Genomic DNA, 14,343 nt, shown 5'->3' on the forward strand with positions numbered 1-14,343 from the left:
CCTTTTTTTTACGGTGCCGCCATGCTGACACCCTGTTGGGGTGATCGGCATTCGTGCTCGTGAGAAGACAAACAGGCCCCGGGTGAAAACGAAAATTTCATTATCGGATTCTGACGAAAGGGATTGGCCATGAAGGGTTTTCCTGCCAAATTGCCCGCAGAATGGGGACGTTGATGAATCCGGGTAAAATGTTCACCTCAATTTTGGTGTTGGGGTATTTTGTTTGCGGCGCTGCTTTCGGGCAGGATGCGTGGCTGGCTGGTCAGGCCAGTTATGCGGAGCGTATCGCAGTCAAGCCTGGCGCCATGTTTGAAGCGGTCCTGCAGGACATCAGCAGGGCTGACACCCCCGCCGTTGAGGTCGGACGTTTCAAGGCCGAGACGGATGGCGCACCACCATTCGAATTCTCCATCCCCTACGACTCCAGCCTGATCGATCCCAAAAAGACATACGCCGTGACCGCTTCGGTGCTTGAGGAGGCCGGGCCGGTTTTGTCGTCGCAGACCATGCAACTGGTTCTGACGCGCGGTGCGCCGGATCATGTTGAGATTATCATGAAGCCCGTAACGTCAGGCCGCGTGCTCATCGGACCGCGGAGCGACATGCAGCATTCTGATGACCCGGAGGCCGAAATCATTTTGGCTCAGGCTGAAGTCGCGGAAACGGATGTTGAAGACGCGGACGAAGATGTAGAAGACGGGAAAGAAAAGGAACCACCGCGTCTGAGCGGCATGGTAGCCTACAGCGAGAATGGCGGACTGTTCACTGACTGCGAGACCGGCATCGCTTTCCGTGTTGCAGAGGAGGGTGACCACGAAGCGCTGGAACATGCCTATGTGGCCGCTGGAAACGGACCTGGAGTGCTGAAACTTGCCAGCGTCGAGGGGCATACCGAAATTCCCGGCGACAATGATGATAATGCGGAGCCTTTGGTTTTCATCGACCGCTTTGTGGGTATCTGGGCTGAACGCGACTGCGAGAGCTCGGGCAGCGAGCTCGGCCTGACCAATTCCTACTGGAAATTCAGCAAGCTGGGCATGACCATGCTTGGCGATGATTATCCCGCTGCCGAACCCCATCTGGTGCTGCGTAGCGAGGAGTCACGGTTTTCCGCGACGGTAGGCTGCAACCAGATCATGGGCAGTTTTGCGCTAAACGGCGAGAGCCTGACATTTGGACCGGGGGCCGCCTCCACACTGATGGCGTGTGAGGGTGAACTGAGCGACAACGAGGAAATCCTCGGTGAGGTGCTGAAAGAAACGCGATCCTGGGACATAACGGATGACCAACTGCAGCTCTTTGATGAGGAGGGCAACTGCATAGCCCTCCTGACCCATGTCCCGGTTGCCGAGTAACTTCTCCGGTTTCAGACAACTAGAGTGGAATTGGGTGTTCGCGGTAAATGGCGGCGATATCATCCAACACATCATCGCTCAAAACGATTTCGGTCGACGCGATGTTGGTGGCAAGCTGCTCCATAGTGGTCGCTCCGATAATCACCGACCCCATGTGCGGCCGTGATGCACAGAAAGACAGCGCCATTTGCGCGGGGTCGAGACCATGTTTCGCCGCCACTTTGACATATTTGGAAACGACTGGAGTTGACCACGCGCTTTTGCGTCCTCCGAGTTCGGAATTGATGTCCATTCGCGAACCCTTGGGCACCGAACCGCCTTCATATTTACCGGTCAGCAATCCTGCACCCAAGGGCGAGTAAGCCAGCAACCCGATGTTCTCGTGATGACACAGTTCCGCCAGATCGAGGTCAAAGATTCGGTGCAGAAGGCTGTATTCGTTTTGGATCGAAATCATCCGAGGACCGTTGGTTTTATCAGCCCTTTCAATCCATTTCATGCACCCCCAGGCCGTCTCATTTGAAACGCCGAAGTGGCGGAGTTTGCCTTCTTTGACCAAATCGCCTAGCGTACCGAGGATGTCGTGGAATTCCTGATCCAGACCTGTTGTCTGACCGGACGGATCATACTTCCAGTTCTGGCGGAAGTGGTAGGAGCCGCGATTGGGCCAGTGCAGCTGGTATAGGTCGATCCAGTCGGTGCGCAACCGCTGCAGGCTGCCCTCAAGTGCCGGCCGAATATGGTCCGCCGTGATTGGTCCGCCGTCGGGGCGGGCGGTCCTGTTGCCGTTGCCCGCGATTTTGGTGGCGATCACGACGTCCTCACGGCGCGAGGAGTTTGCGATCCAGGATCCGATTACCCTTTCGGTGTCTCCCGCGGTTTCTTTCGAGACCGGCGTGGTCGGATAGATTTCAGCCGTGTCTATGAAATTGATACCATGATCCAGCGCATAATCGATCTGGGCATGGCCCTCGGCTTCCGTGTTTTGGGTGCCCCAGGTCATGGAACCAAGGCAAAGTATGCTTACCTCCAGGTCGCTGGACCCGAGTTTGTGTTTTTTCATCCAATTTGCTCCGTTTTGCCCCGTAGTGATAACGGCTCCGAAGGCCGTTTCAAAGCATCCCTGGGTCCAAGTATTGTTGAGGTTACAGCCTGTGTCGGGCCTATCTCCCGGACCGTTCCGGTATGAGGCCACGCGGCGCGAAGCGAAGTACGAGCAGCAGGATCAGTCCCATCAGGAACGGGCGCATATGTGCCGCACTGTCGAGCAGATGAGTTCGGAGACCGTTGTCTGCGTCCATACCTGCGGTCAGAAGGTTCATCAACCCGCTGCCGAGCGGTTCGGCCATGACCCAAACGTACCAGATCAGGAATGCGCCAAGTATTGAACCCCAGTTGTTGCCTGAACCGCCCGCGATAACCATTACCCAGATCAGGAACGTATACCGCAACGGATTGTAGGAGGAGGGCGTGAACTGTCCGTCCAGAGTGGTTAGCATCGCGCCCCCAATGCCCACCACCGCGGACCCCATCACAAAGACCTGCAAATGCCTTCGGGTTACATCCTTGCCCATTGCTTCGGCCGCATCCCGGTTGTCCCGGATGGCACGCATCATACGGCCCCAGGGCGAATGCAACGCGCGCTGCGAGAGCCACATGAGAATCCCGAGTACCGCCGCAAACAGCAGGGCGTATTCCAGCCTGACAACAATGGCCGATGCCGTCTGAACATCCGTCTCAAAACGCGCGGCGAGGTCGATGATCCACTGTTCCGCCTGAAGGTCGCGTTCGTAAGGTACGGGGCGGGGCAGGCCGGTGACATTTTTCACACCGCGCGACAGCCAGTCCTCATTTTTGATGACCGCGATGATGATCTCAGAGATGCCGAGCGTCGCAATCGCGAGGTAATCCGACCGCAAACCGAGCGCAATTTTTCCAACAATATATGCGGCCCCAGCAGCAAAGAGACCGCCGACAGGCCATCCGATCAGCACCGGCAGACCAAGACCACCCAGATACCCTTCGGACGCTGAATTGACCGCCTCGATTGCCTCGGAGGCTGGATCGAGGAAAAAGCGCATTACCACATAGCCGGCAAAAACGATGATCAGGGTTGCTGGCCCGCGAAGCCCGGGAAGTCTTTCTCTAACAAAAAGCGCAAGTGCAATCGTGCCGACAATTACGAGAGCCGCGAGCCCAAGATTGATGCCTCCGGCGGACCATGCCGCGGGGACCGGAGGCATGGCGGTCAAAACCACACCAAGACCACCCAGGGCGGCGAAGCCCATAATACCAACGTTGAACAGGCCGGCGTATCCCCACTGGATGTTAACGCCTAAAGCCATGACCGCGGAGATCAACCCGAGGTTCAAAATCGCCAGCATCACCGTCCAGCTTTGGCCAAACCCGACGGCCAGAAGGAGTAGAGCCATCGCCGTGTAGAGCAGGGGAATGCGCCACTTGTCGAAGAAACCGCTCATATCACCCGCCCCTTGAATATGCCCGTCGGCCTGACCAGCAGCACGACCACGAGGATGATGAACGACACGGCGAACTTGTAATCGGTGCCGAGAAGCTGAACGAGGCCCTCTGGTGCCATGTCGGCTGGAACTATCAGCGTGATGAAGCCCTTCCAGGCGTATGTGACCATGACCTCGGAGAAGGCAACAATGAAGCCTCCTGCTATAGCGCCCAGCGGCTGTCCAATTCCGCCAACGATCGCCGAAGCAAAAATCGGCAGGAGCAGCTGAAAATAGACGAATGGTCGGAACGATTTATCGAGCCCGTAGAGCACGCCGGCAATGGTCGCCAGCGCCGCTGCGAGGATCCACGTAATCCGGACGACGCGATCCGGGTTGATACCTGACAGCAGCGCAAGATCCTCGTTATCGGAATAAGCCCGCATCGCTTTGCCGGTTCTGGTTTTTTGAAGAAACCAAAAAACGAATGCGACCACCGCAACCATGACAACCACTGTGATCAACTGGCTTGTCCGAATGGCCAGCCCCTGGTCGAGCCCCGTCAGTTCCTTGAATTCGTTGACCTTGAGTACAAACCGTTCGCCATCTGCGAACCGCTGATCTCCGGTGCCGATGAAAATTCTTGTAATGGCGTTGTACATGAACATGACGCCAACGGAGGCCATGACGAAAACAACAGGCGCGCTGCGCTGTTTTCGATAGAACCTGTAGACCGCCCGGTCGGTGACGAGTGCTACGGCCATAGCAATCAGAATGCCGAAGGGAAGCGCGAGCAGGGCGGTCGGTAGAGGACCGAAGGACACGCCCATCGCGTGGAGGCCCCAGGTGATCATAATTGTGGCCATGGTTCCCAAAGCCATCATGTCGCCATGCGCGAAGTTGGAGAACCGCAAAACAGCGTAGATCAGGGTGACTCCGAGTGCGCCAAGTGCCAACTGCGAGCCGTAGGATAGCGCCGGGATCAAAACAAAGTTTGAGAGCAGAACCAATGCGTTGAGGATGTCGGTCATTATTGTGCCTTAACCCCCAAGGAATGTTTTTCGAACCTCCGGATTGGCCATCAGGGCCTCTCCGGTGTCGGTGTAGCGGTTGGCCCCCTGGACGAGAACGTAACCCTTGTCCGCGATATTGAGCGCCTGGCGCGCATTCTGCTCGACCATCAGGATAGCGATGCCAAGCGCGGCAATTTCGAGTATATTGTCAAAAAGTTCATCCATCACGATGGGAGAGACTCCCGCTGTGGGTTCATCCAGCATAAGTACCTTGGGTTGCGTCATGAGAGCGCGCCCCACAGCGACCTGTTGCCTTTGTCCCCCGGACAACTGCCCTGCGGGTTGGGAACGTTTTTCTTTCAGAATTGGAAAAAGGTCGAAAACACGGTCCATGGTGCCGGAGAAATCGTCATCACGGATATAGGCGCCCATCTCGAGGTTTTCTTCGACGCTCATATTGACGAACACATTGTTCGTCTGCGGCACAAAGCCCATCCCGGACTGGACCCGGTCCTGCGGTGTCAGATTGGTTATGTCACGGCCGTCAAGTGTAACGCTTCCCTGCCTCAGCTTGAGCATGCCGAAGACAGCTTTCATCGCAGTGGATTTTCCCGCGCCATTGGGGCCGACGATGACGGCTATTTCCCCCTTATCGACCGCGATGGTGCAGTCATGCAGAATGTCTGCGGCACCGTAGCCGCCGGTCATGTTTGTGCCGGCAAGGAAACTCATGCGGTCACGCCCCTTTGCGGTTTGTTTTTGAGTCCCCGGCCCAGATAGGCTTCGATGACCGCCTCATTGGCCATAACCTCATCCGGCTTGCCAACGGTGAGAACCTTTCCCTCCGCCATCACAATCACCGGGTCACAGAGCCGTCCGATGAAGTCCATGTCGTGTTCAATCATGCAGAACGTATAACCCCGTTCACGGTTCAGGCGCAGAATGGCGTCTCCGATCGTATTGAGCAGTGTGCGGTTCACGCCCGCGCCCACTTCGTCGAGAAAAACGATTTTGGCGTCGACCATCATGGTGCGTCCAAGCTCAAGCAGTTTTTTCTGACCACCGGAGAGATTCCCGGCGAGTTCGTTGGCCACATGGGAAATCTCGAGGAATTCGATCACCTCGTCGGCCTTGGCGCGAACCTCCGCTTCCCGTGCCCGCACTGTTCCGCTTTTGAACCAAGTATCCCACAGCGTCTCGCCTGGCTGGTTGTCAGGCACCATCATCAGGTTTTCTCGGACCGTCAGTGTCGAAAACTCATGCGCGATCTGGAAGGTCCGTAACAGGCCCTGGTGAAAAAGCTCGTGTGGCGACAGTCCCGTGACATCCTCGCCATCGAGGTACACGTGACCGGATGTCGGAGTGTAGTGTCCGGCGATAACGTTGAAGAGGGTTGTTTTTCCGGCGCCGTTTGGACCGATAAGACCCGTTATCGACCCTTTGGCAATTTCGATGGAGGCACCGTCAACGGCCCTAATGCCGCCGAAATGCATGTTCAGGTTGTCGACTCGGATCACTGGGTGATTTTCCCGTAATGCGGAACCGGCCCCAGGAGGGGCCGGTTTGCAGCGTTATCAGCGGTAGCCGATGTTTTTGACGGCGTTATCTTCGATCTCGTACTCGCGGTACGAGCCTGCCGCCTCGCCCGGTCCGATCAGCTCGACGCCGGATGCACCGGCATAGTCGATGTCGGTACCGGCAGCCGCCAGTTCCATGCCGCGCGCCAGATCACCAGGCAAAATGACTTCGCCCGGAGCGTTTGCCACGTCCACGATTTTGTCGCGGATAGCCGTGCGGTCGGTCGAACCGGCGGCGGCCGCAGCCAGTACGATCAGCGCGGCGGCGTCATAGCTCTCAGGCGCATAGGTCGAGGTGGGGTCAATGCCTGCGGCTTCGGCGATTTCAAAGAACTTCTCGGTTCCCTCACCCTCAGTGCCGGGAAGGGTGCCGATCACCGCGCCGTTGATGTCGTCACCAACGGAGTCGATCAGGCTCTGGCCGTACATGCCATCGGGGAAGAAGAAGCTGTCAAACGCTCCGGTGTCGATGGATGCCTGGACGATACCTACGCCACCCTGGTCGACGTAACCCGCAACAACCAGATGCTCCGCGCCGGACGCCTGAAGGGCGGCAACCTCGGCGGAATAGTCGCCTTTGCCGTCCTCGTGCGCGGCGTTGATCGCTACAGTTCCACCTTTGGCCTCATGGGCAGCGGCAATCGCGTCGGCGAGGCCCTTGCCATAGTCGTTGTTGGTGTAGGTGATGGCGATGTTGGTGATGTCACGCTCGGCAAGAATGTCGGCGATAATCTCACCCTGGCGGGCGTCGGACGGAGCCACGCGGAAGAAGTACCCGTCATCCTCGATTGTCGAGAGTGCGGGGGATGTGGCGGATGGTGACACCATGACAACACCGTTGGGAACGGCCACGTTATTCGCAATCGCGGTGGTAACGCCCGAACAGTCGGCACCCATGATCGCGACCACGTTGTCCGAGGTGATGAGCTGTTCAGCCGCGGTCGTGGCAGCTGCGGCGTCGATACAGGTGCTGTCGCCGCGGACCACATTGTAGTTGGTCTCACCGGCCTCGGACGCTTCGGCAAAAGCGAGCTCGGCCCCGGCGGCCATGCCGGGCGTGATGGATTCCAGCGGGCCGGTAAAGCCCAGAATGATGCCTACATTGACATCCTCGGCGACGGCGGAGCCCGCTACCAGAACGGACGCGGCGGAAGCCAGAAGCAGTCTTTTCATTTTAGTCTCCCTGGAGAAACGGCAGTTATAATTTGATCGTTCCGCGACCGGCAAAGCCACCGGCAGGGAATCATCCCAAGTACCTTATATCTTTGATTTTTTTGCGCAAGCGCCGCTGGCACCACGCGCCGGTTCAGCGGTGGTGTCAAAAAACCGTGCGCGGTCAGGGGCTTGCGCCGGTGCGGACGAATAAGCCTTCCCGGGGATTAAACGAGACCGCTGGAGATAAACCTTTCAGAGACCGCGCGGAACGCTTCGGCCTCTTTGCTGTCCGGGGCCGTGACAACCAACGGCGCGCCACCGTCGCCGGCCAGCCTGATCTCTATATCCAGCGGTATTTCGCCAAGGAAGGGAAGGCCGTGCTTTTCCGCATCGGCTCTCGTACCGCCATGTCCGAAAATATGGGCCTCATGCCCGCATTCCGGACAGATATAGGCTGACATGTTCTCGATGAGCCCCAGGACCGGTGTCTTCGTTTTGTTAAACATGTCGAGCGCTTTCCGTGCATCAAGCAGAGCGACATCCTGCGGCGTAGACACCACCACCGCGCCTGTGATCTCGTATTTCTGGGAAAGGGTCAGTTGGACGTCGCCGGTGCCCGGCGGCAGATCGACGATGAGAACATCCAACTCTCCCCACTGCACCTGACCCATCATTTGCTGGAGCGCCCCCATGAGCATCGGACCCCGCCAGACGACGGCCTCATCCTCTTTCAGCATGAGGCCGATGGACATGAACGTGACACCATGGGCACGCAGCGGCAGAATGGTTTTCCCGTCCGGCGATTTTGGCCGGTCATGCGCTCCCATCATTCTGGGCTGGCTGGGTCCGTAGATGTCGGCGTCCAGCAGGCCGACTTTTTTCCCGGCCTGCGCGAGCGCAACGGCGAGGTTCGATGCCACCGTGGACTTGCCCACGCCACCTTTGCCGGAGCCGACCGCTATAATGCGCTTAACCCCCGCCACCGGTGCAGGCCCGGAGGAGGGGGTGGGGTGACGACCAACCTTCAGGGAGGGTGCGGGTCCTTTGGGGGCAGCAGGGCCATGGGCGGTAAGGATCGCACTGACGGTCTCGACGGAGCGAAGTGCCTTGACCGCCGCTTCCGCTTTGGCTCTGACCGGTTCCATCCGGTCCGCTTCCGCAGGATCAATCTCAATTACAAATTTGACGGTTCCGCCCTCAATGGTAATGGCGCGGGCCATGTCCGCCTCGACAAGGTTCTGGCCACGTCCGGGAACGGCGATTGCGCTGAGGGCTTCGATAACGGCGTCGCGGGTGACGGGCATGCGGTTTCCTTGGTGCAGGCTGTTTCAGAAGTTGCCCTTTAGATCATGTGAGCAGGCACGATGGGCAAGGTGTTTTTAACCATTTTTAAGTTTTTCAGCTTGCCGGTTGCGTTTGCGAAGTGTACTTGCGACCTGCTTCACATAACCTTCACAATGCTGAAAGGTCTTAGCTAATCTCTTTATTAACAAAGTGTTAACTGCCATGCATGAGGTGCATGGCCGTATTGAGCATTCAGGTAGTTGTGGGAAATCGGATCCGGGCTATATTGCACTGCAGCAGGTCGACGCAGGTATGGATGCAACTGTTCCGGTCGGTCTGGAGAGGCAACGGCACCTCGCGGACAAAAGGTAACCCGCACGCGGGAACCCGAAACCACCGTCGAAGGTCGAGGCCACAAAACGAGTAGTTCGCTGTCTGTCGAAAGCGGCAGTGATGGATTTGGTGGATGTCCGCGGTTGGATCATTCGCCGTGTACCGCCTGGTTGGATTTCCCGCTTGGCAACTGTTGAGGATTAAAAAGATGGCTTACGCATCCCACACTGCAACTGAAACCACACTGATCAAAGGTCAGGGTTTTGTCGAGCGTCTGGTAAAAGCTTTCGCTGATTACCGTGAATACAGCCGTACCTACAATGAACTGAATTCGCTGTCCGATCGTGAACTTCAGGATCTGGGCATCAGCCGCGTCTCCATTCGTGACGTTGCCTACGGCGCTGTCTACGGCGAGAAATAATGCTGGCCACGCCTGCCGGGCGGCAGGTGTCACGGGCGCGGGTCCCGGCTACTAACCCGCCGCTTCCTTCGTAGCACCGGCCCCATGTGGCCGGTGTTCTGCGTTTCAGCCCCCTGGTCTTTGGCGGATGTTGTCCGGCAGCCATGTTGCCAGGTCCGGAACGGCTATCAGGATGAAGACCATCAGCACCATGATCAGGAACATGGGTATCGCCGCTTTGGCTATGAAATTCATCTCGTGGCCCGTCATGCCCTGCATAACGAACAGATTGAAGCCGATCGGAGGCGTGATCTGAGCCATCTCGACGACCACCACGATAAAGATGCCAAACCAGATCAGGTCTATTCCCGCATCCCGGATCATTGGTTCGACCACCGCCATGGTTAGAACCACGGAAGAAATACCGTCGAGAAAACACCCCAAAATGATATAGAACACCAAAAGAGCCATAAGCAGCTCAAACCGGCTGAGTTCCAAACCCGCGATCAGATTGGCCAGCCCACGCGGCAGCCCGGTGAAGCCCATCGCCAGCGACAGGAAAGCCGCGCCGGCAAGGATGAGTGCAATCATTGCCGATGTGCGTGTCGCGCCCATGAGACTGGAGCTAAACGTCCGCCAGTTGAGCGAGCCCTGCGATGCGGCCAGGACCAGCCCACCCAGAACCCCGAACGCCGCCGCTTCCGTCGCCGTTGCAAAGCCGAGATACATGGATCCGATCACTACCGTGATCAAAAGAATGACCGGGATCAGAAACCTTGAATTTTTGACCTTGTCCGCAAAACTCAATCCCGCCTCCCTGTCCGGCGCCCAGTCGGATGCGGTTTTGGAATAAATCGCGACATAGCCCATGAACATCGCTGCCAGAACAATCCCCGGGATCACTCCGGCGAAGAACAGTTTCGTGATGCTCTCATTGATCGTCACTCCATAAACGATCAGCGTCAGGGATGGCGGGATCATCAACCCAAGCGTGGCCGCTCCGGTAAGGGTACCCACCACCATCTTCTCGGGGTAGTTTCGTCGGCGGAGTTCCGGGATCGACATTTTGCCCACGGTCGTCAGGGTCGCGGCGGAAGACCCGGAAACCGCCGCAAAAATCGTGCAGCCCACAATGTTTGTATGCACCAGCCCCCCTGGAAGCCCGGCCATCCAAGGCGCCAGGCCCCGAAACATGTCTTCCGACAGTCGCGTTCTGAACAGGATTTCGCCCATCCAAATAAACAGCGGCAGGGAGGTCAGGGTCCACGAGGATAACGCCGACCAGATGGTCGTGATCATCACGTCGCCAACGGGCCGGTTGGTGAACAGTTCCATGCCGAACCAGGCAACTCCCATCAGCGCAAGCCCGACCCAGACGCCGGTCCCGAGCAGGAGAAACAGAACAAACAGGAACAGCATGATGACCGAGAGATCGCCCATGATTAATCCCCCGTTTCCTGATCGACGGCATCAACCGTGATCCGGTGGCCGCCTGAAAAGACGACATGAAGTAGATGGTCGGTCATGGCGATGGCCAAAACGGCCATTCCGATCACCATGGACGACTGCGGTATCCAAAGGGGCGATGCGTCCTGTCCCTGGCTGACATCGTTGAATTTCCACGACCAGTACACAAACCGCACGGAATACCAGGTTACATACCAGGAAATCGCCGTGCCGATCCCAAAACACCAAATCTCGAGGGCGCGACGTGTCGTTGCACTCACGGAATTCAGCAGGATTGAGACCCGGATATGCGCACCGCGGTGCAGGGCATGGGCAAAGGCAAAAAACGACGCCCCAGCCATGCAGTAGCCCGCATAATCCGGTGCGCCGGGGAAGACCTCCCCGGTCCAGCGGGCGAGCATCTGAATGACAATCAGCGCCAGAATGGCGATCAAAAACAGCGATGCAACAATCCCTGATCCCAGATAGATCAGATCAAGAGCCTTACGAAGTCTCGCCATTCAGTACCTCGCCAGTATGTAAATGCCCGCCCGGACTGCCAGGCGGGCTGTAGTCCAGATTATTGAGCCGCCTTGAAAGCGTCGATCACCGCCGCACCCTCATCGCCGACTGATTCGAGCCAGTCCGCGCTCATTGTCGCGCCAATCTCCACGAGGTCTGCCTTGAGCTGATCGCTTGCCGGTTCCACCGTCATGCCACCCTCACGCAGCCCGTCCACGGTGAACTGCGTGTAGTCCTTCGACCGTTGCAGACCAACTTCGGCGGCGGTTTCGGCACAGGTCAGCACAACTTCCTTGTTGGCGTCGGAAACACCATCCCAGACATCGCTGTTAACGAAGACGTAATTACGCGGCAGCCAGGCATCGACCTCATAGAAGTGCGACAGGCTCTCCCAGACCTTCCGGTCGTAGCCGGTGGCACCGGACGAAATCATGGATTCCGCCACACCGGTCGCAAACGCCTGGCTGATTTCCGCCGCTTCAATGGACACGGGCAGCATCCCGGTCAGCTCCGCAAGACGTGCGGTGGCATTGTTGTAGGACCGGAATTTAATACCTTCCATGTCCTCAACCGAATTAACCTCCCGGTCAAAATACAAACCCTGCGGCGGCCATGGCACGGAATAGAGAAGCGTCAGGTTCTGTTCCGCCAGAATTTCCTCAAGTGAAGGGCGGGCCGCACTCCAGAGCTTCTCCGCATCATCGAAAGAAGTGGCGAGGAACGGCACGGAATCATACCCGAACAGCGCGTTTTCGTTCTGATGGCTTGAGAGCAGCCGTTCGCCAATTGGAGCCTGCCCGGTCTGAACGGCCCGTTTGATGTCGTCTCCGGCAAAAAGCGAACCGCCGGGATGGGTCACCACCTCAATTTCCCCACCCGTGCCCTCGGTGATACAGGCGGCGAACTCCGCACCGGTTTCAGAGTGAAAATTGGAAGCGGAATAGGCCATCGGCATATCCCATTTCTCGGCATTTGACGCGCCCGCCGCAAAAACGAAAGTGGCCGACAGCGCCAGCGCCGTCGTGGATTTTGCAATTGCCATCTTCATATGATCCTCCAGTGAGTGTCCCAATCCGTTACGCAAACCGGTTGGGTGAGTAAGGTTGCAGGTCGATATTGGGCGCATCGCCCATGATGAGTCCAGCCACCAGCCGCCCGGTCTTCGGGCCGCCGGTCAGTCCAATGTGATGGTGCCCATAGGCCGTATGGATGCCGGTTTGCCCGATTTCCCCGATTAGCGGCAGACTGTCCGCTGGGGCAGGCCGGTGTCCCATCCATTCATCGGTGGTATCCCAGGAGAGGTCGGCGAAAGTTTCGCGGACCTTTTTTCGAATGAGATTGAACGGCGCTTCGGTGGCCTCTGCCTCCAGCCCTCCAAATTCAACCACGCCTGCGCAGCGAAGACCGTCTTCCATCTGAGTGGCCACAAATTTCCCTGCTGTCACCATATAGGGCCGGGACAGCGCAACGGACGGGTTCCGGAATACAATATGATACCCGCGCTCGCTTTCCATCGGCACATTAAGGCCAAGCCTGTGGGCCAGCGATTTGGACCAGACACCCGAACTTAGAACTGCTGCATCACACTGTATTTTGCCCTGGTCGGTAAGCACCGCCGCGATTTGGCCGTCCTGAAGATCGAAGTCCTTCACCTCGGATTTAACGAACGTGCCGCCGGAATTTTCGAATTGCTTCGCCAGAGCCTGAACATACCCTCCGGGACTCGTGACAAATCCATGTCCGTTCACCAGCGCCAGCAGGTTTACGGCGCGGCCAAAGCCCGGCTCATCCTCGCGAACGGCTTCGCCCTCAACGATATCTGGTACGAACCCGGCTTCCCTGCGCAGTTCCCACACGTATGAGTCCGCTTCGAACGCGGCCCGGTCCGCATAGGCAAAGCCGTATTCAGACGGTTTCACAAACCTTGCCGCGATGGTGCCGGTTGCGAGAGCCTGATGCTGTTCAAGACTGTCACCCGTGATGCCGGTCAAACCCTGCGCGATGCGGCGGGTATCTTTGTCATTGGCATGTTTGAGATAGTTTCGAAGCCACGGAGCCAGCTTCGGCAAATAGGACCACCGCAGGAAAAGCGGAAAATCAGGATTGAACAGCATACCAGGAGCTTTTACCACCAGACCCGGTGTTGTGACCGGCACCATTGAGCAGGACGCCAGAATTCCGCCGTTGCCGTAGGACGTGCCGCTGGCAGGCCCCGTGCGATCGATCAGCGTGACGTCCGCACCAGACCTTTGCAGCCAGATTGCGGCCGAGACACCCACAATGCCCGCTCCAATTACGGCAACTTTCCGGTGTCTGGTCGTCAATCGCTGCTCCATTTCCTTCGTTGAGTGGCGGTCAGCTTACGGACGGTCACCGGATTGGAAAGAGGTAAATCGTTGATTCGAAATACCGACGTCGTTTCCATCGTTGCACGACTGTTCTTTGCAGCCATTGCGCGCATGGTGCCCAATTGAGCGGCATGAGCCGTCCCGACGTAGTGGCTTCAATAACCCTGGATTTTTGCCGGTTTTTTGCTTGACGCCTCCGCACCGTGTCCGTAAGAGACCCGCGCAACGGCGGAGTAGCTCAGGTGGTTAGAGCAGCGGAATCATAATCCGCGTGTCGGGGGTTCAAGTCCCTCCTCCGCTACCAAAAATTCCCTTACATTCTCGAGTTTATCGGTTTGGGCTGGAGGTCTTTCCGCCCAATGACCGGGTCCCGGTTCAGGTCAAACCTGCCAATTCCTGTGAAGACAGCCATGTCCGTGAAATTCCTCTCAAAAAAAGGCGCTGGAAGCCT

The 14,343-nt window shown here is 57.6% G+C and carries 13 protein-coding genes and 1 tRNA gene; 3 read left to right on the forward strand and 11 right to left on the reverse strand.

Going from position 1 to position 14,343, the window contains the following annotated elements; all coding sequences use genetic code 11:
* Window positions 1-173: 173 nt before the first annotated feature.
* Entirely contained in the window at window positions 174-1,355 is a 1,182-nt protein-coding gene (locus ACP15P_RS05035; RefSeq protein ID WP_424927419.1) for a YbaY family lipoprotein, read from the forward strand.
* A 19-nt stretch (window positions 1,356-1,374) separates the two neighbouring features.
* Here the strand turns inward: ACP15P_RS05035 and ACP15P_RS05040 are convergent, their stop codons facing one another.
* The 7 genes from ACP15P_RS05040 to ACP15P_RS05070 all read right to left on the reverse strand — a co-directional run bounded on the left by ACP15P_RS05040 (window position 1,375) and on the right by ACP15P_RS05070 (window position 8,863).
* Entirely contained in the window at window positions 1,375-2,418 is a 1,044-nt protein-coding gene (locus ACP15P_RS05040) for an aldo/keto reductase (RefSeq protein WP_424927420.1), read from the reverse strand.
* A 100-nt stretch (window positions 2,419-2,518) separates the two neighbouring features.
* Entirely contained in the window at window positions 2,519-3,835 is a 1,317-nt protein-coding gene (locus ACP15P_RS05045) for a branched-chain amino acid ABC transporter permease (protein ID WP_424927421.1), read from the reverse strand.
* Window positions 3,832-4,845, reverse strand: a complete 1,014-nt coding sequence (locus ACP15P_RS05050; protein ID WP_424927422.1) for a branched-chain amino acid ABC transporter permease — start codon at window positions 4,843-4,845, stop codon at window positions 3,832-3,834. Before ACP15P_RS05050 ends, ACP15P_RS05045 begins: the two co-directional genes overlap by 4 nt.
* A gap of 9 nt (window positions 4,846-4,854) precedes the next feature.
* On the reverse strand, window positions 4,855-5,559 hold the full coding sequence (locus ACP15P_RS05055) for an ABC transporter ATP-binding protein (protein ID WP_424927423.1): 705 nt from the start codon (window positions 5,557-5,559) through the stop codon (window positions 4,855-4,857).
* Window positions 5,556-6,344, reverse strand: a complete 789-nt coding sequence (locus ACP15P_RS05060) for an ABC transporter ATP-binding protein (RefSeq protein WP_424927424.1) — start codon at window positions 6,342-6,344, stop codon at window positions 5,556-5,558. Before ACP15P_RS05060 ends, ACP15P_RS05055 begins: the two co-directional genes overlap by 4 nt.
* 57 nt (window positions 6,345-6,401) lie before the next feature.
* The gene (locus ACP15P_RS05065; RefSeq protein WP_424927425.1) at window positions 6,402-7,577 is read right to left on the reverse strand and encodes an ABC transporter substrate-binding protein; all 1,176 of its coding nucleotides are present in this window, start codon (window positions 7,575-7,577) and stop codon (window positions 6,402-6,404) included.
* A 206-nt stretch (window positions 7,578-7,783) separates the two neighbouring features.
* Window positions 7,784-8,863, reverse strand: coding sequence for an Mrp/NBP35 family ATP-binding protein (locus ACP15P_RS05070; RefSeq protein ID WP_424927426.1), 1,080 nt, complete (start codon window positions 8,861-8,863; stop codon window positions 7,784-7,786).
* Between the two features lie 521 nt (window positions 8,864-9,384).
* On the opposite strand from ACP15P_RS05070, the gene ACP15P_RS05075 reads away from it, so the two are divergent.
* Window positions 9,385-9,597: a DUF1127 domain-containing protein gene (locus ACP15P_RS05075; RefSeq protein WP_424927427.1), complete on the forward strand. Its 213-nt coding sequence runs from the start codon at window positions 9,385-9,387 to the stop codon at window positions 9,595-9,597.
* A gap of 105 nt (window positions 9,598-9,702) precedes the next feature.
* Here the strand turns inward: ACP15P_RS05075 and ACP15P_RS05080 are convergent, their stop codons facing one another.
* The 4 genes from ACP15P_RS05080 to ACP15P_RS05095 are packed head-to-tail and all read right to left on the reverse strand — an operon-like array spanning window position 9,703 to window position 13,868.
* Window positions 9,703-11,016 carry a TRAP transporter large permease gene (locus ACP15P_RS05080; RefSeq protein WP_424927428.1) on the reverse strand — a complete coding sequence of 438 codons (1,314 nt, stop codon included), beginning with the start codon at window positions 11,014-11,016 and terminating at the stop codon, window positions 9,703-9,705.
* Between the two features lie 2 nt (window positions 11,017-11,018).
* A complete protein-coding gene (locus ACP15P_RS05085) occupies window positions 11,019-11,543 on the reverse strand; it encodes a TRAP transporter small permease (protein WP_424927429.1) in 525 nt (174 codons plus the stop codon).
* Between the two features lie 59 nt (window positions 11,544-11,602).
* Window positions 11,603-12,592 (reverse strand): TRAP transporter substrate-binding protein, encoded by a 990-nt coding sequence (locus ACP15P_RS05090; protein WP_424927430.1) that lies wholly within the window; start codon window positions 12,590-12,592, stop codon window positions 11,603-11,605.
* Between the two features lie 28 nt (window positions 12,593-12,620).
* Entirely contained in the window at window positions 12,621-13,868 is a 1,248-nt protein-coding gene (locus ACP15P_RS05095; RefSeq protein ID WP_424927431.1) for an NAD(P)/FAD-dependent oxidoreductase, read from the reverse strand.
* Window positions 13,869-14,119: 251 nt separating this feature from the next.
* Between ACP15P_RS05095 and ACP15P_RS05100 the strand changes: the two genes are divergently transcribed.
* Window positions 14,120-14,196 (forward strand) — tRNA-Met (locus ACP15P_RS05100).
* The last annotated feature ends 147 nt before the right edge of the window (window positions 14,197-14,343 follow it).

The organism is Amaricoccus tamworthensis (assembly GCF_049800875.1).
GTDB lineage: Bacteria > Pseudomonadota > Alphaproteobacteria > Rhodobacterales > Rhodobacteraceae > Amaricoccus > Amaricoccus tamworthensis.

Coding starts and splice junctions, on each gene's coding strand:
- ACP15P_RS05040 (WP_424927420.1), bottom strand. CDS start 2,418: ATGAAAAAACACAAACTCGGGTCCAGCGACCTGGAGGTAAGCATACTT.
- ACP15P_RS05065 (WP_424927425.1), bottom strand. CDS start 7,577: ATGAAAAGACTGCTTCTGGCTTCCGCCGCGTCCGTTCTGGTAGCGGGC.
- ACP15P_RS05045 (WP_424927421.1), bottom strand. CDS start 3,835: ATGAGCGGTTTCTTCGACAAGTGGCGCATTCCCCTGCTCTACACGGCG.
- ACP15P_RS05075 (WP_424927427.1), top strand. CDS start 9,385: ATGGCTTACGCATCCCACACTGCAACTGAAACCACACTGATCAAAGGT.
- ACP15P_RS05050 (WP_424927422.1), bottom strand. CDS start 4,845: ATGACCGACATCCTCAACGCATTGGTTCTGCTCTCAAACTTTGTTTTG.
- ACP15P_RS05070 (WP_424927426.1), bottom strand. CDS start 8,863: ATGCCCGTCACCCGCGACGCCGTTATCGAAGCCCTCAGCGCAATCGCC.
- ACP15P_RS05035 (WP_424927419.1), top strand. CDS start 174: ATGAATCCGGGTAAAATGTTCACCTCAATTTTGGTGTTGGGGTATTTT.
- ACP15P_RS05085 (WP_424927429.1), bottom strand. CDS start 11,543: ATGGCGAGACTTCGTAAGGCTCTTGATCTGATCTATCTGGGATCAGGG.
- ACP15P_RS05055 (WP_424927423.1), bottom strand. CDS start 5,559: ATGAGTTTCCTTGCCGGCACAAACATGACCGGCGGCTACGGTGCCGCA.
- ACP15P_RS05090 (WP_424927430.1), bottom strand. CDS start 12,592: ATGAAGATGGCAATTGCAAAATCCACGACGGCGCTGGCGCTGTCGGCC.
- ACP15P_RS05080 (WP_424927428.1), bottom strand. CDS start 11,016: ATGGGCGATCTCTCGGTCATCATGCTGTTCCTGTTTGTTCTGTTTCTC.